Annotated in this window: 19 protein-coding genes and 1 tRNA gene; 11 read left to right on the forward strand and 9 right to left on the reverse strand. The window is 72.6% G+C overall.

Going from position 1 to position 22,485, the window contains the following annotated elements:
• Positions 1-23 precede the first annotated feature (23 nt).
• The 8 genes from BMZ50_RS09990 to orn all read right to left on the reverse strand — a co-directional run bounded on the left by BMZ50_RS09990 (position 24) and on the right by orn (position 6,327).
• Entirely contained in the window at positions 24-224 is a 201-nt protein-coding gene (locus tag BMZ50_RS09990; RefSeq protein ID WP_218146188.1) for a ferredoxin, read from the reverse strand.
• Complete coding sequence (locus BMZ50_RS09995) at positions 221-1,411, reverse strand: NADH-ubiquinone oxidoreductase-F iron-sulfur binding region domain-containing protein (RefSeq protein WP_091323809.1); 1,191 nt, start codon at positions 1,409-1,411, stop codon at positions 221-223. Before BMZ50_RS09995 ends, BMZ50_RS09990 begins: the two co-directional genes overlap by 4 nt.
• A 6-nt stretch (positions 1,412-1,417) precedes the next feature.
• Entirely contained in the window at positions 1,418-2,038 is a 621-nt protein-coding gene (locus BMZ50_RS10000; RefSeq protein WP_091323811.1) for a ferric reductase-like transmembrane domain-containing protein, read from the reverse strand.
• Positions 2,035-2,958, reverse strand: coding sequence for an FAD:protein FMN transferase (locus BMZ50_RS10005; RefSeq protein WP_218146189.1), 924 nt, complete (start codon positions 2,956-2,958; stop codon positions 2,035-2,037). Before BMZ50_RS10005 ends, BMZ50_RS10000 begins: the two co-directional genes overlap by 4 nt.
• Positions 2,959-3,443: 485 nt before the next feature.
• Positions 3,444-3,683: a hypothetical protein gene (locus BMZ50_RS10015; protein WP_091323816.1), complete on the reverse strand. Its 240-nt coding sequence runs from the start codon at positions 3,681-3,683 to the stop codon at positions 3,444-3,446.
• A gap of 707 nt (positions 3,684-4,390) precedes the next feature.
• A complete protein-coding gene (locus BMZ50_RS10020) occupies positions 4,391-5,161 on the reverse strand; it encodes an SDR family NAD(P)-dependent oxidoreductase (RefSeq protein WP_218146190.1) in 771 nt (256 codons plus the stop codon).
• A 346-nt stretch (positions 5,162-5,507) separates the two neighbouring features.
• Positions 5,508-5,583 (reverse strand) — tRNA-His (locus BMZ50_RS10025).
• Between the two features lie 66 nt (positions 5,584-5,649).
• A complete protein-coding gene (gene orn, locus BMZ50_RS10030; protein WP_218146191.1) occupies positions 5,650-6,327 on the reverse strand; it encodes an oligoribonuclease in 678 nt (225 codons plus the stop codon).
• 147 nt (positions 6,328-6,474) lie between these two features.
• Here orn and BMZ50_RS10035 point away from each other — a divergent pair, with 147 nt between their 5' ends.
• The gene (locus BMZ50_RS10035; RefSeq protein WP_245753522.1) at positions 6,475-7,701 is read left to right on the forward strand and encodes a hypothetical protein; all 1,227 of its coding nucleotides are present in this window, start codon (positions 6,475-6,477) and stop codon (positions 7,699-7,701) included.
• Positions 7,702-7,837: 136 nt separating this feature from the next.
• Entirely contained in the window at positions 7,838-9,544 is a 1,707-nt protein-coding gene (locus tag BMZ50_RS10040; RefSeq protein ID WP_091323819.1) for a hypothetical protein, read from the forward strand.
• Between the two features lie 136 nt (positions 9,545-9,680).
• Here the strand turns inward: BMZ50_RS10040 and BMZ50_RS10045 are convergent, their stop codons facing one another.
• Positions 9,681-10,274, reverse strand: coding sequence for an SACE_7040 family transcriptional regulator (locus BMZ50_RS10045; RefSeq protein WP_091324176.1), 594 nt, complete (start codon positions 10,272-10,274; stop codon positions 9,681-9,683).
• A gap of 57 nt (positions 10,275-10,331) precedes the next feature.
• Here BMZ50_RS10045 and BMZ50_RS10050 point away from each other — a divergent pair, with 57 nt between their 5' ends.
• The 9 genes from BMZ50_RS10050 (at position 10,332) to BMZ50_RS10085 (ending at position 22,476) form a co-directional block, all read left to right on the forward strand.
• A complete protein-coding gene (locus tag BMZ50_RS10050; protein WP_091323821.1) occupies positions 10,332-11,945 on the forward strand; it encodes a carboxyl transferase domain-containing protein in 1,614 nt (537 codons plus the stop codon).
• Positions 11,946-11,950: 5 nt separating this feature from the next.
• Positions 11,951-13,945, forward strand: coding sequence for an acetyl-CoA carboxylase biotin carboxylase subunit (locus BMZ50_RS10055; RefSeq protein WP_091324178.1), 1,995 nt, complete (start codon positions 11,951-11,953; stop codon positions 13,943-13,945).
• Positions 13,942-15,105, forward strand: a complete 1,164-nt coding sequence (locus BMZ50_RS10060; RefSeq protein WP_245753524.1) for an acyl-CoA dehydrogenase family protein — start codon at positions 13,942-13,944, stop codon at positions 15,103-15,105. Before BMZ50_RS10055 ends, BMZ50_RS10060 begins: the two co-directional genes overlap by 4 nt.
• A 505-nt stretch (positions 15,106-15,610) precedes the next feature.
• Positions 15,611-15,772 carry a hypothetical protein gene (locus BMZ50_RS24160; protein WP_177212737.1) on the forward strand — a complete coding sequence of 54 codons (162 nt, stop codon included), beginning with the start codon at positions 15,611-15,613 and terminating at the stop codon, positions 15,770-15,772.
• A 318-nt stretch (positions 15,773-16,090) separates the two neighbouring features.
• The gene (locus tag BMZ50_RS24745) at positions 16,091-17,065 is read left to right on the forward strand and encodes a helix-turn-helix transcriptional regulator (protein ID WP_091323823.1); all 975 of its coding nucleotides are present in this window, start codon (positions 16,091-16,093) and stop codon (positions 17,063-17,065) included.
• An 814-nt stretch (positions 17,066-17,879) separates the two neighbouring features.
• A complete protein-coding gene (locus BMZ50_RS10070; protein ID WP_143087143.1) occupies positions 17,880-18,371 on the forward strand; it encodes a hypothetical protein in 492 nt (163 codons plus the stop codon).
• 52 nt (positions 18,372-18,423) lie between these two features.
• A complete protein-coding gene (locus BMZ50_RS10075; RefSeq protein WP_091324181.1) occupies positions 18,424-19,941 on the forward strand; it encodes a purine-cytosine permease family protein in 1,518 nt (505 codons plus the stop codon).
• Positions 19,938-21,158, forward strand: coding sequence for an aromatic ring-hydroxylating oxygenase subunit alpha (locus BMZ50_RS10080; RefSeq protein ID WP_143087144.1), 1,221 nt, complete (start codon positions 19,938-19,940; stop codon positions 21,156-21,158). The genes BMZ50_RS10075 and BMZ50_RS10080 overlap by 4 nt, the downstream gene beginning before the upstream one ends.
• Positions 21,159-21,171: 13 nt before the next feature.
• Entirely contained in the window at positions 21,172-22,476 is a 1,305-nt protein-coding gene (locus BMZ50_RS10085; protein ID WP_091323828.1) for an NADH-ubiquinone oxidoreductase-F iron-sulfur binding region domain-containing protein, read from the forward strand.
• Positions 22,477-22,485: the final 9 nt, after the last annotated feature.

Genomic DNA, 22,485 nt, shown 5'->3' on the forward strand with positions numbered 1-22,485 from the left:
GTACTCCTTTTGGGTCGTGCAGGTCATCCGCGGCGACGCAGGAGCAGGGCCCGGGTCGGGCACGCGGCAGCCGCGCGGCGGGCGGCGGGCAGCAGATCGTCCGGCAGCTCACCGGGGGCCGGCAGCGGGTAGCCCCACTCGTCCAGGGCGACGGCCTCGGGCAGCAGCTCGGCGCACATTCCGTGCCCGGTGCAGCGGATCGGGTCGACGCGCAGCCGGCTCACCGAGGCCTCCGGGGCACCGGCAGGAAGGCGCGGTGCACCCGGGCGGTGCAGGTGCCTGCGCGGTGCCGGTCCAGCTCGGGGCCGAACACCCCGAGCGCGCCGGCGACCAGGCGGACGGTGCCGTCGGGGTGGGAGCACGCGCCTCGGCCGGGCAGCAGCCCGCACCACCGGCGGACGGCGGGGAGCAGGTCGGGTGGGGGAGGAGCGGGGCGGGCGAGCAGGTCCATCGCCGCGGCGATACGCGGCAGCCCGTTGAGGCACGGGCCGCACTGGCCAGCCGATTCCCCGGCCAGGAAGTGGACGACGCGGGCGGTCTCGCGCAGCCCGCACCGGTCGGCAGGGAGTGCGGCCAGCACCCCCGCGCCCAGGCGGGCGCCGGCAGCGGCCAGACCCGAGTGGTCCAGGGACAGCCGCGCGGCGGTCCGGGCCGGGACCCAGGTGCCGGCGTAGCCGCCGATCAGCACCGCCTGCACATCGGCGTCCAGCGGCAGCCACTCGGCCAGCGGCGTGCTCAGCGGCGCGTCGACGACGTCCACCCACAGCCTGCCGGCACGTTCGAGGCGCCGGGTGAGCAGAGCCCGGTCGCCGGCGGACGAGTCGCCTCGTGCGAGGAGTGCGAGCCGGGCGAGGGTCTCGACGTTGATCACCAGCGTCGGCCGGCCGTCCACCCCGCGCTCGCGGACCGGGGGGAACTTGCTGGTCGGCACAGGCGCGCGTCCGTTCAGTGCGGCGACGAGGGCGGACTCCTCGCCCGCGAGGTAGCCGGCGGCGACCGGGTGCAGCCGAACGGGCAACCGGTCGCGCCGTTCGGCCACGTGCGGGGCCAGCTCGGGCAGCCGGGCGGCGTCGGCCGCCAGCACGGCCGAGGCCGCGCCGAGGGTGCCGGCGACGAGTGCGATCCCGTCGAGCACCAGGTGCGGCGCGCGAGAGAGCAGCACGGCGTCCTTGGCCGAGGCCGGCTCGCCCTCCGAGCCGTTGGCGACGACCACCGGTGCCCGCCGGCCGCCCGCGACCGAACGGAGCTTCACCGCCGTGGGGAATCCGCCGCCGCCCCGTCCGGTCAGGCCCGCCTCCTCGGCGACGGCGATCGCGTCGCCCGGCGGCAGGGGGCCGTGGGTGGCCAGGTGATCGGCCAGGGTCGGGCCCGGCGCGCTCAGCAGCGCGACGGTCGCGGATGCGGCGGTCACCTGCGGTCACCCGTTCCGGTACCGGCCGGCCGGCCGGCCGGCGGCGAAGGCCGCGACCGACTCGGCCATCGCGTCCCGGGCCCGTTCCGACGGCGGTCGTGCGGCTCGACGGGTGGCCAGCGCAGCCAGGGACGCCCAGGCCGTCGCGGCCGCACAGGCCAGCACCAGCAGGAGCAGCCACCCGCCACCCAGGTCGCTGGCGGCGGTGAGGCCGTGCACGGCGGCCAGCGGCCAGAGCGCGTAGGACGTCAGGTGCACCGGCGCCCACAGCCGCCGTGGCAACCGGTCCCGCAGCAGGCTGGTGACGAGGACGAGCAGAGCCAGGTCGACCGCCAGCGCACCCAGCCCGACGGCGAGCGGCCGGTAGCCCGCCGTGAACGGCAGCACCGCGGCGGTCGCACCGATGTCGACGTAGGAGTCGACGACCGCCGTCACCACGTGCCCGGCCACGAGCAGCGCCGAGAGCAACGCGACGTTGCGGTGCATGTGGACGACGCCGAACCGGGGCAGCCCGGGCAGCCGGCCATGCCTGCGGACGGTCGTGCCCAGCACGATCGTCAGCGTCATCAGCACCAGCGCCACCATGCCGGTGGCCCGGTTGAGGTACCAGAGCGCCGCCCCGGTCACGCCGCACGCTCCTCCGCCGGCCAGCCGCCCAGGGTCAGCAGCGCGCCGTCGGCGCGCACCAGGCGCGCCGGCAGGCCACGTGCGCGCAGCCACGGCACGGCGGACGCCTGCCGGACCAGCGCGGCCGTGGACGCGATGTTGGCGTCGGTGCAACTGGCGGCCGCCACCGACACCGTCCGCCACGTCGACACGGGGGGCAGCCCGGTGCGCGGGTCGACCACGTGATGCAGCTGCATGCCGCCGCGCTTCCAGCGCCGGGCGTGCACGGAGGAGGTGGCCAGGCCGCCTTCCCGGACGGTGACCACCGTCCAGGGGCCGACGGGCGGCCCGGACGGGTCGCCCGTGACGTCCTCGACGCGGATCCGCCAGCCCCCGGCCGGAGCTGGGCCCGCGACCGACACGTCCCCGCCGATGGCGACCAGGCAGCCGGCGCCGGTGGTTCGGGCGGCGGCGCGTGCGGCCAGGTCGGCCGCCTGCGCCTTCGCGGTGGCGCCCAGGTCGAGGTGGGTCCCGGCGGGCACGCGGACGCGGTGACGCGACACGTCGAGCTCGATCGTGCGCCAGCCGGGGGCCGGTCGGACGGCGAGTCCGCCGTCCAGGGACACCTCGGCGAGGTCCCGGTCGTAGCCGAGCCCGCACAGGGATCCCCCGACGGTCGGATCGACGTCCCCGTCGGTCAGCCGGGCCGCGCGCAGCGCCGCGGCGAGCAGATCGGTGAGCAGCGGGCCGATACGCGTGAAGGATCCGTCGGACGCTTCCACCGCGGCCAGCTCCGAATCGGCTCGGAACCGACTGGCGGCGCGGTCGACCTCCGCCATCACCGCCGTGACCTCCGCACGCGCCGCGTCCAGCGCGGTGCTGTCGGTGACCGCTACCCGTACCGCGCAGGTCCACGCCGTCCAGTCGGCGGCGGCGATCACGATCCACCGCTCGACGCGTGCACCGGGCCGGATCCACCGGATCCCGGTAGCTGGCCCGGCGGCCTGACGTCATCGGTCCCGAACCGGCCCAGGCGACCGCCGTCGTCGTGCTCCGTGACGGTCCCGACGGCGGGCGACTGGGCGGCGGCCTGGTCGGCCAGTGACCAGGTGAGCAGGCCGGTGCCGGCCACGGCCGCCACCGCGACGGCGGCGGTGGCCCGCCGGACGCGGCGAACACCGATTCGGCGTGCCTGGACGGGATCTGCGGCGCGCACCGTCCCACCTCCGCCTCCGCCGGGATGCCTCCGGGGTCTGACGATCACGGTGCCGCGTCGACCTCGGGGTAACCGGTGCCCCGGCTGTGCGTTTCCTGGCAACGGCCGCTCGGCGTCTCGTCGTCGGCGCGGAGCCACGTCGTCGCGTCAGCGTGGGGCGCCCGCGGATCTCGTGATGCGGTGATGCGCCCCGGATGCACATCGCTGCGCCTACTTGCGGCCGCCCGTCGCCGTCAGGCCGGGTGTCGCGCGGGGCGGGGGCAACCCGGGGGCCGGGTCGGCTTCCGGCGCTTCGCCCCGGGCTCGCGCGCCGGCGGCGGTGTTCCGGTCGATGCCTGCGGCGGCGTAGGCCTCGTCCTCGTCGAGGGTCTCGGCCGCGAGCAGCCGGGCGGTGAGCGCGTCGAGCTGGGCGCGGTGTTCGCGCACCGCGACGCACGGCGCGTCGGTCACCCGTCTGCGAGCAGCGCTGCGGCCGGCACCCGTGAGCGCAGTGGAAGCAGTCAAACCGGCCCGCTACGGCAACGGGTACCGCGTGCGCCTGCAGATCTGACGCCGCACCGGGAACCCTCGGTTCGGGCAGGCCCCGGTCGTCAGCGCCGGGTCTGCCGGGCTTGTGGCCAGACCACGCCGGCGCCGCTGGACGGTGCCGGAACGGACGAAGGCCCTGGTCAGGAAACCTGACCAGGGCCTCTGCCCGTGGGGTGAGTGACGGGGCTCGAACCCGCGAGTGAGGCCGGTCCCGGGCCTGGCGCCCGGCGGATGCGCCGGCTACCGGCCTCGTCGGACAACCCTGAGCGTTTCTGAGTCGTCCGGAGCGGTCCTCGTCGTCCCGGTTCCCCCCCGATCTGCCCCCCAGTCCGGTGGGCGGCGGGGGAGACGGCGCTGAAGGGGTTGGCATGTGCAGATGCGACGCACGGGCATGCGTCCTCTCCCCGGATGTCCACGCCGGGAGGTCGCAGGGACGACCTCTGGTGTCCCGGCACCAGCGGATCCTCGGGCAGTCGTCGTTGGGCGCCGCCCCGGACCGCGAGGTGCCGCGCTCGATCGAGCTGCTGGGCACCGAGGTGGCCGCCGCTCGTGCGCGTTGAGCTCGCCCGCCGGTCGTCGTCCCCGGCCTGAGGAGCTGCTGGAGGGACGTCGCAACGCCAGGCGCAGCCTCAAGCGGTGTGGGCGGCCAGCCAGTTCTCGAACTCGGTCGCGACGATGCGTTCGTCGTGCACGTCGGCGGCCGCAGGGGAGGCGAGGAAGCGGATCGGCGGTCCCATGATGGCCGGGTCCAGCAGCCGACCGCGGTGCTCGGGCGGGAAGTCGTCGGGGATCATGCCGGTCGCCGTCGCCCCGCCGGGCAGCAGGAGGTTGACCGTGACGCCGGTGCCGTCGAGGTCGGCAGCCATGATCCGCGACAGCGCCTCGGCGCCGGCGCGTGCCGGTCCGTAGGGGACGAAGCCCTTGCGGTTCATCGTCGAGTGGTTCATCGAGATGTTGACCACGCGCCCGCTGCCGGCGGCCAGGAAACGCGGGACGACGTTGCGCGCCACCAGGAAGTAGCCGGTCAGGTTCGTGTCCACCATGTCCCGGAAGCCGTCGGGGGGTACCGCCCAGAACGGCTGCGGGTCGGTGAGGAAGCGCGGGTTGACCGTCCGCATGCCGAGGCCTGCGTTGTTCACCAGGACGTCCACCCCACCGAGCGCGTCGACGACCCGGTCCACCCCATGCTCGACGGCGTCCTCGTCCCGCACGTCCATCGCCACCCCGGTGCAGTCCGGGCCGAGCTCGCGGGCGACGGCCTCGGCCCGGTCGGGGTCACGACCGGTGATCGCGACCGCGGCGCCCGCCTCGAGCAGGGCCGCGGCCATCGCGGCGCCCAGGCCGCTGGTGCCGCCGGTGATGAGCACACGGACGCCTGGGGCGTGGAAGTCCTCGGTCACCTCGCCGACGCTAGCCCCGCGGGCCCGCGGGCCCGCGTCGAACGCGGTGTCTCGGCAATGGGCGGCGCCGCCGGGCGGCCCTCGCCCCGGCAACTGCGTGAGCAGGATGGGAAGACACTGATGGGGACCCATCGAATCCCGTCCCGGCTCGTGGTGGAACGGCAGCCCGTCGACGTGACGGGTCTGGCCAGGAAGCGGGCCCGCAGTCGTCGAAGGTCACTCCCACGATCCGGGGCTCCGTCATGCCCCCAGTTCGCCCCCTGGGGGCATGACAGGGAGAGCACCCCCAGTGCCTACCGAGAAGCAGGAAGGCCCTGGTCAGTCTCCTGACCAGGGCCTTCCTGCGTGGGGTGAGTGACGGGGCTCGAACCCGCGACACCCAGGATCACAACCTGGTGCTCTACCAGCTGAGCTACACCCACCACGTCTCCCGGTCGGCCGCCGCACGCGGGTCGACCGGGGAACCGGCACCACGATACCGGAGGCGTTCAGCCCTCTGACGTGGCCGGGGGTGTGGGCGTGATCTCGTCGGCGTCCTCCGCGGCGAAGATCGCGGCGAACTCCTCGGTCACCTCGGTCGCCGCGGCCTGCGCCTCGCTGGAGGAGGGGCCGGGGGGCTCGACGAACAGCGTCTTCCGGTAGTAGGCCAGCTCTCGCACCGACTCGATGATGTCGGCCAGCGCGCGGTGGGCCAGGCCCTTGGCCGGCTGGGTGAAATACACGCGGGGGTACCAGCGGCGGGCCAGCTCCTTGATCGAGGAGACATCGATCATCCGGTAGTGCAGGTGGTCGTCGAGCGCCGGCATGTCGCGGGCGAGGAAACCGCGGTCGGTGCCGATGGAGTTGCCGCACAGCGGCGCCGTCCGCCGCTCGGGCACGAACCGCTTGATGTAGGCCAGCAGCCGCTGCTCGGCCTCGGCCACGGTCAGCGTCGAGGCGCGGACGGCCTCGGTCAGCCCGGAGCGCGCGTGCATCTCGGTGACGACGTCGACCATCCCCTCCAGGTCGGCGTCATCGGCCCCGATCACCAGGTCCAGCCCCGGATCGAGCACGTTGAGATCGGAGTCGGTGATGAGCACCGCGACCTCGATGAGCTTGTCCTTGGTCAGGTCCAGCCCGGTCATCTCGCAGTCGATCCAGACCAGGTGCCCTGCGCTGTCCGCCACGTCCGACGACCCTACGTCCCCTCCGCCCCGGCCGCCCGCGTGGCCGCCCATACCCCAGGCGGCACACCGGTGCCAGTCGACGGCCGGGACGGGGGCCATTCCGCCGTTAGGCTTCCCCGGACGACCCCGAGACCTGGAGTTTCTGCCGTGCCCACTGCCGCACCCGCTGCGACCGACCGAGCGGTCCCGCCGGCTCCGGGGTCGCCCCCCGCCGCGCTGCGGCACCCGCTGGCCACGCTGCGCTGGCTCTGGCTGGCCTACATGACGCCGGGGCGCCCGGGCCGACCGACCGGCCAGCAGGAGCTCCGCTGGATCTACACCGCCTGGCTCGGCGCGTTCCTGCTGAAGATGCTCGGTTCGTCGTGGGACGTCTCCTGGCACTTCAAGTGGCTCCGCGACGACCTGGCCCCGCCGCACCTGCTCAACTCCCTCGGCACCGCGGTGGTCGTCGCGCTGGTCGTCTTCCACAGCTACAGCGGCTACGCCGTCGACCGCCGGGCGCTGCGGCTCATGCAGTGGGGGATCGCGGCCTTCCTCGTCGCCATCCCGATCGACATCGTCAACCACCGGATCAACGGCCTGGACATCACCAGCTGGAGCCCCAGCCACGCGCTGCTCTACATCGGGACGGCGATCATGCTCGCCGGCGCGATCCGCGGCTGGTGGCTGTACGCCGGCCCGGGCCGGGCCCGCGACCTCGTCTCGCTGGGCCTGTGGCTGTTCTTCGTCGAGAACGTCGTGTTCCCCAACCAGCACCAGGAGTACGGCGTCCTCTCCCTGGAGGCCTACGACGCCGGCCGGACCACGGCCGAGCCCCAGCTGCTGGACTTCGCCGCCGCGCAGGGGCAGACGCCGACGATGTTCATGCTCCCCGTGCCCTCCTGGGTGCACCCGACCTGGATGCTCTGCGCCGGCCTGCTGGCCCTCGTCGTCGCCCGCAAGCTGGTCGGCCTGCGCTGGACCGCGACGAGCATCGCCGCCGTCTACCTCGGCTACCGGGGCGTGATGTGGCTGGGCCTGGTGGCCATGGACTTCCCGCCGTCGGTGCTCCCGCTCGTGCTGGTCGTCGGGGCGCTGGCGATCGACCTCGCGGTCACCTTCCGGCTCCCCGGCTGGGTGGCCGCGCCCCTGGTCACCGCCGTGTTCTACGCCGCCGGCGCCGTCCAGGGCAGCCTCGGCTTCCTGCCCCCGTGGGACCGGAGCTGGGGTGCGCTGCTGCTGGCGGGGGCCGCCTTCACCGTCCTCTGGACGGCGGTCGACCTCGCGGCGCGCAGCCGGTGGCTGGCCGCCTGGCGCCGGCCGCTCGAGCCCGGGGGCGCGGCCGAGCAGGTGACCCCCGTGCCGGCAGCCGCCGGAGGTGCGTCGCTCTCCTGAGACGGCCCCCCGCCTCGTCACATGACGTAACGTCGGGGCTACCTCTCTGCTGAGAGCGGGACCGGCCCGCCCTCGGCCCGGTGCCGCGCGGTCGACGCCCCGCCCACCGCTCCCCACACCCGCTCCGGAGGACGACGTGCTGGCCCTCACTCCCATGCCGCTGCAGACGGCGGGGGAGCGTGCCCTCTTCGCGGAACTGGCCCGCTGGGACACCGGCGGGGCGGTCCGCGGGGCGGTGGTCGCCTCGATCCCGGTTGTCGACGGCCCGATGGAGCGCCGGCTCTCCGACGCCGTGCTCTTCGTGCCCGAGGGCCTGGCCGTGGTCCGGGTCGTGGAGGTGGTGCGGCAGCGCGGTGTGGTCACCGCGCTGCCTGAGGGCTCCTGGACGATCGGCCCGGGCGAGGGCCCCGGCGACGTGCTGCAGCTGTCCGGCGGGGGATCCACGCCGCTGGACGGGCTCATGCGGGCCGGGATGGACGCCGCCGTCCGGCTGCGCCGCGCCGGCCTCGAGCCCGGCCGGATCGCCCGGCTCACCGTGCTCGTCGGTGAGATCACCGGCCTGGTCCCGGCCGACGGGGACCTCGGGGAGGGCGACCAGGTCGCGCTGCTGGACCCGCGTTCCCTGCTGCTGGGCATCGCCCGGGCCGCCCGGTACACCGGGGTCGACAACCCCCGGCTCTGGACCACCGCCGACGTGCGCGCCGCCCTCGAGGCGCTCGGCCTGACCGGCCGCGGCCCCACCGTCCAGGAGCTCAACGGCGAGGGTTTCCCGTACTCGCCGTACGTGCTGCGCACGCCGGAGCTGCTCGCGCCCGCGGCCATGAACGCGACGCCGCGGCCAGCCCCCGAGTCCGTACCCGCGGCCCCGGTGGCCCATCCTGCCGGCCGGCCGCTGGTGGACCCGGCGGCCGCTGCGGCGGTCGCGGCCGCGGTGATCCGGGCCGAGGCGGAGGCCGACGCCCGCGCGGCGGCCGAGGTCGCGCCCGCCGACGCCCGGCTGGCCGAGGTCGCCGCCCACGGCCCGTCGTCCGTGCCGCCGTCCCCGCCGCGGGACACGCTGGTCGGGCCCACCGTGGGCGTCCCCGCCGAGGAGACCGACGGCATCGGCGGCCTCTTCACCCGATCGACCCCGGCGCCGTCCGGTGATCCCGCGCCGCCGCCCGCCGAGGACGTTCCGCTGGTGGGCCCGCGCCGGCGGCCGGCCTCGCGCCGGCGCACCGCGCTGCTGGTCGCCGGGGCGCTGCTGCTGGTCGTCGTCCTGGGCATCGGCGCGGCGCTGGCGTTCTCCGGCGGCGACGGCGACGAGCGGGCCACCGCCGCGGCCACCCCCTCGGAGGCCAGTGACGAGGCGGCGCCGGAGGGGACCGGCCCCGAACCGGGGCAGCGGGAGGTCGTCGACGGGCTGGCCTTCGTCGCGCAGGAGGTGCGGGTGGACGACACCTGCGTCGGCAACGCCTACGGGACGGTGGCCGACTTCTTCGCCGACAGCGACTGCGCGGGGCTGGCCCGGGCGCTGTACTCCACCGAGATCGCGGGCCGCCCCGCCGTGGTGTCGGTGGCGGTCGTGGACATGGGCGACAGCGCGGGGGCGCGGGCGCTGCGGGCGCTCACCGACCGCAACGGCAGCGGGAACGTCGGGGACCTGCTGCGCGAGGGAGTGCGCTACGAGGGCGGCCCGGAGCAGCTCTCGGGCGCCGAGTACGCCAGCGCCGTGTCCGGCAGCACGGTCACGATCGTGGAGACCGCCTGGTCGGGTCCCGGCGACACCGGCAGCACCGCCGACCTCGACGTCGCCGCGGCGACCGCCCTCGTGCTGCCGATGCCCGAGCCCACCGCCGGCTGAGGCCCCGTCCGGAGGCTCGCCGCGAGCGTGCGAGCGGTTCGACGGCCCCGTTCAGGGCACCGCCGCGAGCGTGCGAGCGGTGGGGGGAACGGGGTCCTTCTGGGGGTCCTTCTGGGGTCCTTCTGGGGGTCCCTTCTCAGGAGGTGGCGGCGGCCTCGGCCATCGCGGCGAGCAGCGCGGCCATCTGCCTCCGGGGCAGCCGGCCGGCGCTGTGCGGGGTCGAGTTGATCAGCCCGAACACCGCGTGCGCCCGCACCCGGCTGCTCGCCGCGTCGGCGCGGGGGTGCAGCCGGCCCAGGACGCCGACCCACACCTCCACGTAGCGGCGCTGCAGCCGGCGCACCTGCGCGGCGTCGTCCTCGCTCAGCGAACCCAGGTCGCGGTCGTGCACGGTGATGAGCGCCGGGTTGTCCAGGGCGAAGTCGACCTGGAAGGCGATCAGCGTGCGCAGCTGGGCGAGCGGGTCCTCTCCGGCGTCGGCCACCCGCTCGGTGCCGCCGGCCAGCAGCCGCTCGCTGATCCGCAGCAGCATCTCGGCCAGCATGGCGTCCTTGCTGGCGAAGTGCCGGTAGATCGCCGGGCCGGTGACCCCCACGGCCGCGCCGACGTCGTCCACGCCCACCGCCCGGGCGCCGCGCTCGGCGAACAGCTGCGCCGCCGCCCGCAGGATCTGCTCGCGGCGGGACGGGCGGTCCGCGTCGGCGTGCAGGGCGGTGTCGGCGGCGGGCATGCCCAGCATGTTAACGCTCGTTGACCTCACGCGTGAACCACCGTTAACATCCTCGCCGTGGATGCCCCCGTGCTGGCCCGCACCTCGAGCCCCGACGCCGACGTCGCCGCGCGCAACGCCGGCGTCCATGCCGCACTCGCCGCCGACCTCGCCGAGCAGTTGCGCCGAGTGGCCGCGGGCGGGGGTGAGCGGGCCCGGCAGCGGCACGTCGAGCGCGGCAAGCTGCTGCCGCGCGAGCGGGTCGACGCGCTGCTCGACCCGGGCAGCCCGTTCCTCGAGCTCTCCGCGCTGGCCGCGCACGGTCTCTACGGTGGCGACGCCCCGGCGGCCGGGATCATCACCGGCATCGGGCGGGTCAGCGGCCGGGAGTGCGTCGTCGTCGCCAACGACGCGACCGTCAAGGGCGGCACCTACTACCCGATGACGGTGAAGAAGCACCTGCGGGCGCAGGAGGTGGCCCTGCACAACCGGCTGCCCTGCGTCTACCTGGTCGACTCCGGCGGCGCTTTCCTGCCGATGCAGGACGAGGTGTTCCCCGACCGCGAGCACTTCGGCCGGATCTTCTACAACCAGGCCACGATGTCGAAGGCCGGCATCCCGCAGATCGCCGCGGTGATGGGCTCGTGCACCGCCGGCGGCGCGTACGTGCCGGCGATGAGCGACGAGGCGGTCATCGTCCGCGAGCAGGGCACGATCTTCCTGGGCGGGCCGCCGCTGGTGAAGGCGGCCACCGGCGAGGTGGTCACCGCCGAGGAGCTGGGCGGCGGCGACCTGCACAGCCGGATCAGCGGGGTCACCGACCACCTGGCCGAGGACGACGCGCACGCCCTGCAGCTGGTGCGCCAGATCGTCGGCACGCTGGGGCCGCGCAGCCCCCGCCCGTGGGACGTCGAACCGAGCGAGGAACCGCTGCACCCGCCGGAGTCGATCTACGACGTGGTGCCGCCCGACCCGCGCACGCCCTACGACGTCCGGGAGGTCATCGCCCGGCTGGTCGACGGCAGCCGGTTCGCCGAGTTCAAGCCGCTGTACGGGCAGACGCTGGTCACCGGCTTCGCCCGGCTGCACGGCCACCCGGTCGGGATCATCGCGAACAACGGCGTGCTGTTCGCCGAGTCCGCGCTCAAGGGCGCGCACTTCATCGAGCTGTGCGACCGACGGTCGATCCCGCTGCTGTTCCTGCAGAACATCTCCGGGTTCATGGTCGGCCGCGACTACGAGGCCGGGGGCATCGCCAAGCACGGCGCGAAGATGGTCACCGCGGTCGCCTGCGCCCGGGTGCCGAAGCTGACCGTCGTCATCGGCGGCTCCTTCGGCGCCGGCAACTACTCGATGTGCGGCCGGGCCTACTCGCCCCGGTTCCTGTTCACCTGGCCCAATGCCCGCATCTCGGTCATGGGCGGCGAGCAGGCTGCCTCGGTGCTCGCCCAGGTGCGCCGCGACGGGCTCGAGGCCCGCGGCGAGGACTGGCCGGCCGACGAGGAAGAGGCCTTCAAGCAGCCGATCCGGGAGCAGTACGAGGTGCAGGGGCACCCCTACTACGCCACCGCCCGACTGTGGGACGACGGCGTGATCGACCCCGCCGACACCCGCACCGTGCTGGGACTGGCCCTGTCCGCCTGCGCCAACGCGCCGCTCGAGGACGTCGGCTACGGCGTCTTCCGGATGTGATGAGCATGTTCGACACCGTCCTCGTGGCCAACCGGGGCGAGATCGCCGTCCGGGTGATCCGCACCCTCCGGTCCATGGGCATCCGCTCGGTCGCCGTGTACAGCGAGGCGGACGCCGGCGCGCTGCACACCCGGGTGGCCGACGTCGCCGTCCCGATCGGGCCGGCGCCGGCGGCCGAGAGCTACCTGTCCATCGACCGGGTGCTGGATGCGGCCGCGCGCACCGGCGCGCAGGCGATCCACCCCGGCTACGGCTTCCTGTCGGAGAACGTCGACTTCGCCCGGGCCTGCGAGAAGGCCGGGATCGTCTTCATCGGCCCGCCGGTCGCCGCGATCGAGGCGATGGGTGACAAGATCCGTGCCAAGCAGACCGTGAGGGCCGCCGGGGTGCCCGTCGTCCCGGGGCGGACCGAGCCGGGCCTGGACGACGCCGCGGTGGCCGCCGCCGCCGTGGAAGCCGGCTTCCCGGTGCTGCTCAAGCCCAGCGCCGGCGGTGGCGGCAAGGGCATGCGGGTGGTGCGGTCGGAGGCCGAGCTGCCGGCCTCGATCGCCGCTGCCCGCCGCGAGGCCCGCGGCTCCTTCGGCGACGACACCCTGCTGGTCGAGCGCTACATCGGCTCGGCCCGGCACATCGAGGTGCAGGTGCTCGGCGACGCGCACGGCACCGTCGTGCACCTCGGCGAGCGGGAGTGCAGCCTGCAGCGCCGGCACCAGAAGGTGATCGAGGAGGCGCCGTCCCCGCTGCTGGACGACCGGATGCGGAGCCGCATGGGCGCCGCCGCGGTCGAGGCCGCCCGCGCGGTCGGCTACACCGGCGCGGGCACGGTGGAGTTCATCGTCGACGCCGAGCAGCCGACCGACTTCTTCTTCCTGGAGATGAACACCCGGCTGCAGGTGGAGCACCCGGTCACCGAGTGCGTCACCGGGCTGGACCTGGTCGAGCTGCAGGTGCGGGTCGCCGCGGGGGAGCCGCTGCCGTTCGGGCAGGACGACGTCGTGCTGGACGGGCACGCGATCGAGGCCCGGCTCTACGCCGAGGACCCCGCCCGCGGCTTCCTCCCGCAGACCGGGACGGTGCTCGGCCTGCGCGAGCCCTCCGGCGCCGGGGTGCGGGTGGACACCTCCCTGGCGGAGGGCTCGGTCGTCGGCACCGACTACGACCCGATGCTGGCCAAGCTGATCGCCTGGGGGCCGGACCGGGAGACCGCGCGGGCCCGACTGGTCGGCGCGCTCGGGCACACCGCCGTCCTCGGGGTGCCGACCAACACCGCGTTCCTGCGCGCGCTGCTCACCGACCCCGACGTCGTCGGCGGGCGGCTGGACACCGGCCTCATCGAGCGGCGCGGCGAGGCGCTCACCGCCGCCGAGCCGGTGCCGCCGTCGGTGTACGCCGCGGCGGCCCTGGCCCTGCTGGTGGAGGCTGAGCCGACCGGCCCGGTGGTGGACCGCTGGGACGTCCCTGACGGCTGGCGGCTCGGCGAGCCGGCCTGGACGGTGCGCCGGCTGCAGGCCGCCGGCGGGGAGCCGGTGACGGTGCGGGTCCGCGGCCGGGCGGCCGGTGCACAGGTGCAGGTCGGGGACGCCGACCCGGTGCCGGCGAGCGCCTACCGGGACGGCGACGAGCTGTCCGTGACCTTCGACGGCGTCACCGCGCGGTTCGCCGTCGTCCACGCCGGCGGCGACGTCTGGCTGGCCACCGACGGCCGGGTGACCGCCTTCCGCGAGCACGAGCGGCTGCACTCGGCGGTCGAGGGCGCCGGTGGCGACGGCGTCGTCACCGCGCCGATGCCCGGGACGGTGACGGTGGTGCAGGCGGCGGTCGGCGACCGGGTGGAGGCGGGCGCCCCGCTGCTGGTCGTCGAGGCGATGAAGATGGAGCACGTGCTGACCGCGCCCCTCGCGGGGACGGTCACCGAGCTCGGCGTGACGGCCGGCCAACAGGTCCGGCTGGACGAGCGGGTGGCCGTGGTGACCCCGCCGGCCACGGACGAGGGGAAGTGACCCAGGTGCTGGACTACCGGCTCGACGAGGAGACCGAGGCACTGCGCAAGGTCGTGCGCGAGTTCGCGCAGGACGTGATCGCCCCGCAGATCGGGGAGTTCTACGAGCGCGACGAGTTCCCGACCGCGATCGTGCGGCAGATGGGCGAACTCGGGCTGTTCGGCCTGCCGTTCCCCGAGGAGTACGGCGGCTCGGGCGGCGACTACTTCCACCTGTGCGTGGCGCTGGAGGAACTGGGCCGGGTGGACAGCTCCGTGGCGATCACGCTGGAGGCCGGCGTCTCGCTCGGTGCCATGCCGATCTACCGGTTCGGCACCGAGGAGCAGAAGCAGGAGTGGCTGCCGCGGCTGTGTTCCGGTGAGGCGCTCGGCGCCTTCGGGCTGACCGAGCCCGGTGGCGGCTCGGACGCCGGCGCCACGCGCACGACCGCTCGTCTCGAGGACGGGCAGTGGGTGATCAACGGCTCGAAGGCGTTCATCACCAACTCGGGCACCGACCTGACGGCGCTGGTGACCGTCACCGCGGTGACCGGGACGCGGCCGGACGGCGGCAAGGAGATCTCGGCGATCCTCGTGCCGTCGGGCACGCCCGGGTTCACCGTCGGCCAGCGGTACTCGAAGGTGGGCTGGAACGCCTCGGACACCCGCGAGCTGTCGTTCGCCGACTGCCGGGTGCCCGAGGAGAACCTCGTGGGTGAGCGCGGCCGGGGCTACGCCCAGTTCCTCTCCATCCTGGACGAGGGTCGCATCGCGATCGCCGCGCTGTCGACCGGGTTGGCGCAGGGCTGCGTGGACGAGTCGGTCAAGTACGCGGCGCAGCGCGAGGCGTTCGGCCAGCCGATCGGCCGCAACCAGGCCATCCAGTTCATGATCGCCGACATGGAGGTGCGGGCCTCCACCGCGCGGCTGGCCTACTACCGGGCCGCGGAGAAGATGCTGCGCGGCGAGCCGTTCAAGCGCGAGGCCTCGATCGCCAAGCTGTACACCTCCGAGGTGGCGATGGAGAACGCCCGCTGGGCGACCCAGGTGCACGGCGGCTACGGGTTCATGAACGAGTTCCCGGTCGGCCGGTTCTACCGCGACGCCAAGATCCTGGAGATCGGCGAGGGGACCAGCGAGGTGCAGCGGATGCTCATCGCCCGCGACCTCGGCGTCGGCTGACGTTCGACCCGCCATCGCGGTACACCCGGTCCGGCTCCGTCCCGCCGGAGCCGCGCTGCATCCGCCGAGGCCGCCCTGCGGTGCGGCTTCGGCGGATGCCCGCCGGCTCGGGCGAGCACCGCTGCTCCCCGGCGGAGGGGGTCCCGGTTCGGCGCGTCGCCAGCTGCCCGGTGGTGTGAGCGGATCCCTCCCTCCGGCTCCTGACGACGGTCGCCAGGAGACCGCCCAGGAGTCCCCAGGTCCGCCCCGCGTCGTCCCTCTCGGGTTGTCCACCTGCCCCGCCGAGCCCTCGCCGGGGGCTCGCTGCTCGGCGTCGGCCTCCTGCTCACCACCGGCGCCGCCGGTCCTCCCGTGCTCGCCGAGAAGAGGCGCAGGTGCGCGCCGAGGGCGTCGGTGGGGGCGGCAGGTGGCCGCGGTGCGCTGGTGACCGGGCAGCGGCCTGGCTCACCAGCTCTATGTCGGCCCGCCGTTCCGCCGACGCGGCATCGCCGGCAAGCTCGTGCACGTGGTGGCCTTCGGCCTGCAGGTGCGCGGCCTGCCCCGGCTGCACGGCGACGGCCGGCGCGCCGAGCTCGGCGAGCATCGGCGACGCGGGCTGCGCGAGCACGTGGCGTCCCGGACGGCGCCCTGGTCGGAGCGGGTGCCCGCGATGACCCCCGCGGAGTAGCCGTGCGGTCCTTCCTGTCGAGATCGACGATCTCGGCGCATCAGGGACCGCTCACGCGGTGACGTCGAGGAGCATCCTGGCGGATCGGGTTCGGCGCGGGCCGATCCGTGAGGTGAAGGGCGGCGCTCGTCCGCGCCCAGGCCCGCCCATGGCCCTCCGGGTCACTGCCTTCTGCGCCCAGGCTGTCCGAGCTGCACCGGAGCGCCACGCCGAGAATGGCGGTCGAACTGACGCCGATACCTCTCGACAATTCTGTGCAACCTGTCACACTCCCGGGAAAGTGAGCGCTGCCATGCCCATGGATGTGACCCGGGCCAGATGGCCGCTATCGAAGGCGGGAGTGACATGGCAGACATCTGCGCCCTTGTGCTCGTAGCCGAGACTGTGGCTGCGGTCCTCTGCGGTGAGGCAGATGTCAGTGACGTACTGGCCAGCCTGAAGGGCATCGTGCAATTCGACACCGCGATGCTGTCGTCTTTCGATCCGGCGGGTGCGCTCCACCAGCCGCTGGCACAGGTGGGTTACGACGACGTCGTCGCTGCGTACGCCGCCTCCGGTCTCCGCGCTCGCCCCACGTCTGCTCAGGTCCTGCAGCCAGAGGGATTCCGAGGAATCGTGACGGTCCCGTTGTTCCTCGAGCCGGGCGCGAAGTACACGGGGCAGCTGGTCCTCCGGCCGCGGGACGAGGACGGCCTCACCGATGAGGAACACGAGGTCCTGGTGCGCCTGGCGTCACTCCTGGCGCGGGTGGCCGACGTCCGGGGGCCACGCCCCTGGGTCGACGAGTTCCTGACGCGTCCCACGCTCGACACCGCGGTGGTCCGCGGTGGGCAGATCGAGCGATTACGGGGTGATGCGGCGTTTCGCCTGTGCCAGTCCCACCCGGACCTTCTGCGCTCAGCGGGAAGATTGATCGCGGACGGGCGGATAGCGGCGTCCGGGTACGTGTCGGAGGCGGATCAGTGGTGGCGCATCACCTTGATCCGGATGGCAGCGGACCTCACGGGGGAGGCGACGGGTGTCCTGGTCACCGCCGAACGGCAGTCGTCGCTGCCCCACGGTCTGACCAGCCGTGAGCTCGACGTGCTGAGCCTGGTGGCCAGAGGGGCCTCGAACTCGGAGATCGCCGAGGAACTTGCCGTGAGCGTGCGGACGATCACCACGCATGTGGAGCGGCTGTTCCTCAAGCTGGGCCGGCCGAGCCGCGCGGGCTGCGCCGGCCTGGCAGAGGCGCAAGGCTTGGTGCGCCTCGGCAGGCCCGGTGGCGACAGCGTGCCTTCTGGGCGGTCGTAGACAACGCTCGGTGGGCGAGCACCCCATGTCAACGGCCTGAGGCCCGCCAACGGCCGGAGGTCGCCGGGGCGACGGTTGGACTGCTCCCCTGCATCCTCAGGCCCGTAGGCCCGTAGGCCCGTGGCCGATACCACGGGCCTGAGCCGATCGCTGCCTCGCTCCCGAGCCGTCCCCGGCGCGCTGGACGAGCCGGTCGATCACGACCAGGGGCCGGGACCGCGTCACCGCAGCCTTCGCACCGGCGGCCGAAGGGCTTGGTGCCGATGACGATGCGCGGGGCGCGTGGGAAGCAGGCGGCCACGTGCCACACGCCAGGTCCTACGGGCAGGACGACGAGCGCAGTTGCCGCGCCGGCGCCGGCGGACGGGTGAACGCGTTGCCACCCGCAGGGTCGTCACCCGCACTGCCCAGGCACGTGGTTGCCGGGCCCGGCGAGGGAGCTGCGGCGGGCGCTCAAGTCTCCGTCGAATTACGTAGGCTGTTACCCCGGCGCATAAATGCGTATCCCGGAGTCCGCAGAAATGCGTAGTGCACGAGGGTGCCGTAAAAATACGTAGTGCACCCGCAGATGCAGGTGATCCCTCGGTGAAAATACGTACCGAGGCGCGCTCGGAAGGGTTCAAACTTCGACGCGTGCGGAGTCATGAGCGTCGAGGAACGACGCAAGTGGGAGGGCATGCGTCGATTCTCGATGCAACTTCGGCCATGGCCCTTGACTTTCGTTTCCAGCGGGTGGAGGGTTCCGCCGAACCCCCACTCGCTAGCGCCGGACCCTGCAAAGGCAGGGCTTCCTCGGCGCGGACTAGGAGCTCAAATGTGGAATGGTGAGTTGCTCAAAGTCGACGCCGGAGGAAGTGCCCGGTGGGGCCGGCACGTGCCTGTGAACGAGGTGGAGCGGACGTTCTGCTACGAGGCCGATTCGGTCTTCCGGATCTACAGCGACACCGAGCGGGCCTACTTTCGGGCCTTCTTCGCCGGAATGGACGTCATCACCGAGGCCGGCGACGTGCCCAGGGGGCACGGGCAGTTCCGCCTCACGGAACTCGATGCCGGCGGCGACGGTCAGGGTCGAAACTCGAACGGCAAGGACGAACTCTTCGGCACGATGGAATGGCGTGAAGTCGACGGTCGGGACACCGGCGTGATCACCGTGGAACGCGGCACCGGGCGCTGGGACGGCACGACCGGGACCTTCAATGTCTGGTTTCCTGCATTCTGTGCGTTCGACCCCGCGGCGTCGTACAACGTCACGGATCCTCTGGACACGCTCTTCTTTATCGAGGGAACTGGCCACCTCAACCGCTGACGCAGCAGGATAGGCGACTGGCTGTGCTATTCCTTTGAAAGGATCGCAGGCAATGGTCAATGCAGTCGAGGGTGTGGACGAAGTCGGGCGCATCGAGACCCGGGGAATCGACCACATTCCTGAGAATGAACGCCACTCGACCCCCAGGAACTTGTTCACAGTTCTCTCCGGGGCTCAACTGTGTTTCGCATTGTTCGTCTTCGGGTGGCTCCCGATCGTGTACGGACTCGGCTGGTGGAGTGCGGTCAGTGCCATCACGGTGGGCCTTCTGATCGGGTCCTTGCTGCTCGGGCTCGTGTCGCTCCTGGGACCGGGCACGGGGACGAACACGGCCGTCAGCAGCGGCGCGGTCTTCGGCGTCCTCGGGCGGCTGGTGGGCTCCCTGGTCGCTCTGTTCATCGCAATCGGCGCGTACGCCCTCACGATCTGGACGGGCGGCCAGGCAGTCGCGGCTTCCGCTGAGCGACTGTTCGGCTGGGGCGGAGGGGACGTCGGCCTGGCCATCAGCTACCTGCTGCCCGCCGTGGTCACGATCGTCATGGCGATCTACGGCCACGCGAACCTCGTTCGCGTGCACAAGGTCGTCGCGCCGAGCATGGCGGTGCTCATCGTTGTGGGATTCGTCGTCCTGGGACCGCAGTTCGACGCGTCGTACCAGGGCGGGGCCTACATCCTCGGTTCGTTCGGGCCCACGTGGGTGCTCGCGATGCTGACCGCCCTGGCAGCTCCGCTCTCCTACGCACCTTTCGTGAACGACTACTCCCGGTACATCTCGGAACGGCGGTTCAGCCGGCGGCGGATCGCCACGGCGGGAGGCGTCGGGATCTTCGTCGGGCTCTGGATAGCGCTGATCTTCGGCGCCTACGCCGCAAGCATCTTCACCGACCCGTCCACCGATTTCACCCTCGGCCTGGTGGGGATCTCGCCGACGTGGTATGTCCTGCCGCTGCTCGTCATCGGCCTGTTCGGCACCGTCGGGCAGGGCTCCATGGCCATCTACGGAACCGGACTCGACACCTCCTCCCTGTTCCCGCGCCTTTCCCGGGTGCCGGCCACGGTGATCGTCAGTGCAGCCGGTCTCGCACTCGTGTACCTCGGGTCATTCGTCTGGAATGCGCTCCCCCTGGTGTCGACGTTCATCTCCCTCCTGAGCATCATCACCGCGCCCTGGGTGGCGATCATGCTGATCGGCTACTTCAGGAACCGAGGTGAGTACACGCCCGAGGATCTCCAGGTGTTCACCGAAAGGCGGCGAGGCGGCCGGTACTGGTACTCGGGAGGCTGGAACCCCGTCGCGATGGTGGCCTGGTCCATCGCAGTCGTGGTCGGGCTGCTCTTCTCCGCCAACAGCATCTACGTCGGCGCGTGGTCCCAGGTGGCCGGTGGAGTCGATCTCAGCTTCATCTCGAGCCTCGCGCTGGGCGGGTTGATCTACGGAGTGGCGGTCGCGGTCGACCCAGGTGTCGCAGCCGTTCGCCGTCCTCGCCCGGTCGATTCGTCTCACCCCCCGGTTCCCGGCTCAGCCGGAGACGCCCTGCCCACCCCGCCACTGGAAGGAAGCACGCCGTGACGATCATCAGCGAATCGGTTCGCACGCTCATCAAGGACTTCCGTTCGAGCACCCAGGACGTCGAGGTCGCGACCACTCCGCCGGCCGAGACATACGTGAGCGAGGAGTTCTTCGCCTTCGAGCAGGATGCGCTCTTCGCCCGGGAGTGGAACTGCGTGGCGCGAGTGGAGGATCTGCCGAATCCCGGCGACTTCATCACCACGGACATCGCCGGCGAGCCGGTCATCGTCGTCCGGAACCGCGACGGCGAGATCAACGCGATGTCCGCCGTCTGCCGGCACCGGGCCGCCTGCATCACCGCGCCGGCGGGCCGGGACCTGGAGGACCTCGGCGCGCCGCTCGGGGACATCACCGGCCACGTCGAATCCTTCCAGTGCCCGTACCACTGGTGGGTGTACGACCTCGAGGGACAGCTCGTCGCGGCGCCGGAGATGGGTCGCACGAAGGACTTTGCTGTGAAGGGCATCCGGTTGCCTCGGTTCAAGACCGAGATCTGGCACGGGTTCGTCTTCGTCAACCTCGACCCGGAGGCCCGCCCGCTGGCGCCGCAACTCGCGCAGATCGAGGACGCCGTCAAGACCTACCAGGTCAGCACCCTGAAGAGCGTGGCGCCGGATGACTTCCCCGGTGTGCCGTTCAACTGGAAGATCCTGGTCGAGAACTTCCTGGACGGCTATCACGCCTCTCGTCTGCACGCTGGCCTGCACGACTTCGCCCCGAGCTCGAGCATCGAGGAAATTCCGTTCGACGAGGACGCCGCGGTCGTGTCCGGGTGGACCCGCAACACCATCATCGACGGCGCGTTCAACCCGAGCTTCAAGGTCATCATGCCGGTCATCGCCGGGCTTCCGGAGGAGTACCGGCGGTCGTCCTTCTTCGCCGCGCTGGTGCCCAATCTGATGATCATCGGCCAGCCGGACATGGTCATGGCCTTCCAGGTGCGCCCGACCAGCGCGCGGAGTCACGACCTGCGCCTCTACTACATGGTTCCGGAGGAGACCACGAAGTTGGGCAACTTCATGGAACGGCTGGAGCTGTCCAAGGTCGGATTCGTGCCCATCACTGAGCAGGACATGGGAACGAACATCTCCGTTCAGAAGGGCCTGGAGTCTCGGTTCTTCACTCGCGGCCGATACAGCTACCAGGAGGGCATGGTCAACAACTTCAACAAGATGCTGGGCCTCCGCTACGAGGCGGCCCTGCGGACTGCCGGCTAACACCTCGGCGGCGATGGTCGCAGTTCTCGAAAACCGGACGTGCTCGACATCGGAGGACAGTGTGGAACTCGACGCTAGGACATGGCCCGGACTGGCCTCCTCGATGCTCCTGAGCGCGCCCTGGAAGAAGGAGGACTGCGACGCCTATCGGGCACGAGGTGGCTATGCCCACGGGATGGCGCGCAACGGAGAGCGGGATCTGCTCCGCATTCTCCGGGACGCCGGGTTGCGCGGCCGAGGCGGCGCGGCCTTCCCGACAGCGACGAAACTCGAAGCCGTCGTGAAGGCCGCGTCGCACACCCGCCCGTACGTGGTGGCGAACGGGGGGGAGGGGGAGCCCTTCTCCTTCAAGGACAGATATCTGATGCGGTACCGGCCGCACATGGTGCTGGACGGGCTGACCGCTTGCGCGGACTTCCTGGACGCCGAGCGTGCATTCGTCTTCACCTGCGACGAACTGGCTGCGGAGAGCATGCGGGAGGCACTCCGGGAGCGAGAGCCGCGGGTTCCCGTGTTCGTCCACCTGAGCGAGCACGCGTACGTCGCCGGCGAGGAGTCGGCGGTCGTCGACCGGCTCTCCGGAGGTCTGGGCCTGCCGACCGACAAGCCGCCGCGGCCGTTCGAGCACGGAGTGCACGGTCGCCCGACCGCCGTCCTCAACGTGGACACCCTCGCTCAGGTCGCGCTCCTCACGTCTGCGTCCGAGGACAGCTCGCAGCAGGCATCCTTCCTGGCGTCGGTGGCCTCGATCACGGGCCGGCCCACGCTCTACGAACTGCCCGCGGGACTGTCCCTCCAGGAACTGGCGGAGGACTTCGGGGGCGACCGATCCGCCTTCACAGCCACCGTGATCGGCGGCTTCTTCGGTGGGCTCGTGCCGGGCACGTCGGACTTCGTGCTCGACTTCGCGCCCGATCCCCGCTCCGACACGGCCATCGGATGCGCGAGCTTCTACTTCGTCGACCGTGACCTGGACTGCCCGATCGGCGTCGCTGCGGACATCGGCCTCTACCTGTCGAGGCGCAACGCCCGGCAGTGCGGACCGTGCGTTCGTGGCACCTCCAGCGCCGCGAAGGCACTGCAGTCGATCACGCGAGGCGCGTTCACCGACGCCACCCTGGACGACCTGGCCCGGTGGTCGACGATCCTGCCTGGCCGCGGGGCGTGCGGGGTGCCCGACGGTCTCGCGCGGCTTCTCCGATGTCTGCTCGCCGATTTCACAGCAGAGCTGCACGAACACGCACGGCGACCGTGCCCCCGCTGCGAGGACCTGCGGACCTCCGGGCGGCGCGAGGCCCGCTTCCACATCCCCGTCTAGGCAGGAGCA

Source organism: Geodermatophilus ruber (assembly GCF_900114385.1).
GTDB classification, from domain to species: domain Bacteria; phylum Actinomycetota; class Actinomycetes; order Mycobacteriales; family Geodermatophilaceae; genus Geodermatophilus; species Geodermatophilus ruber.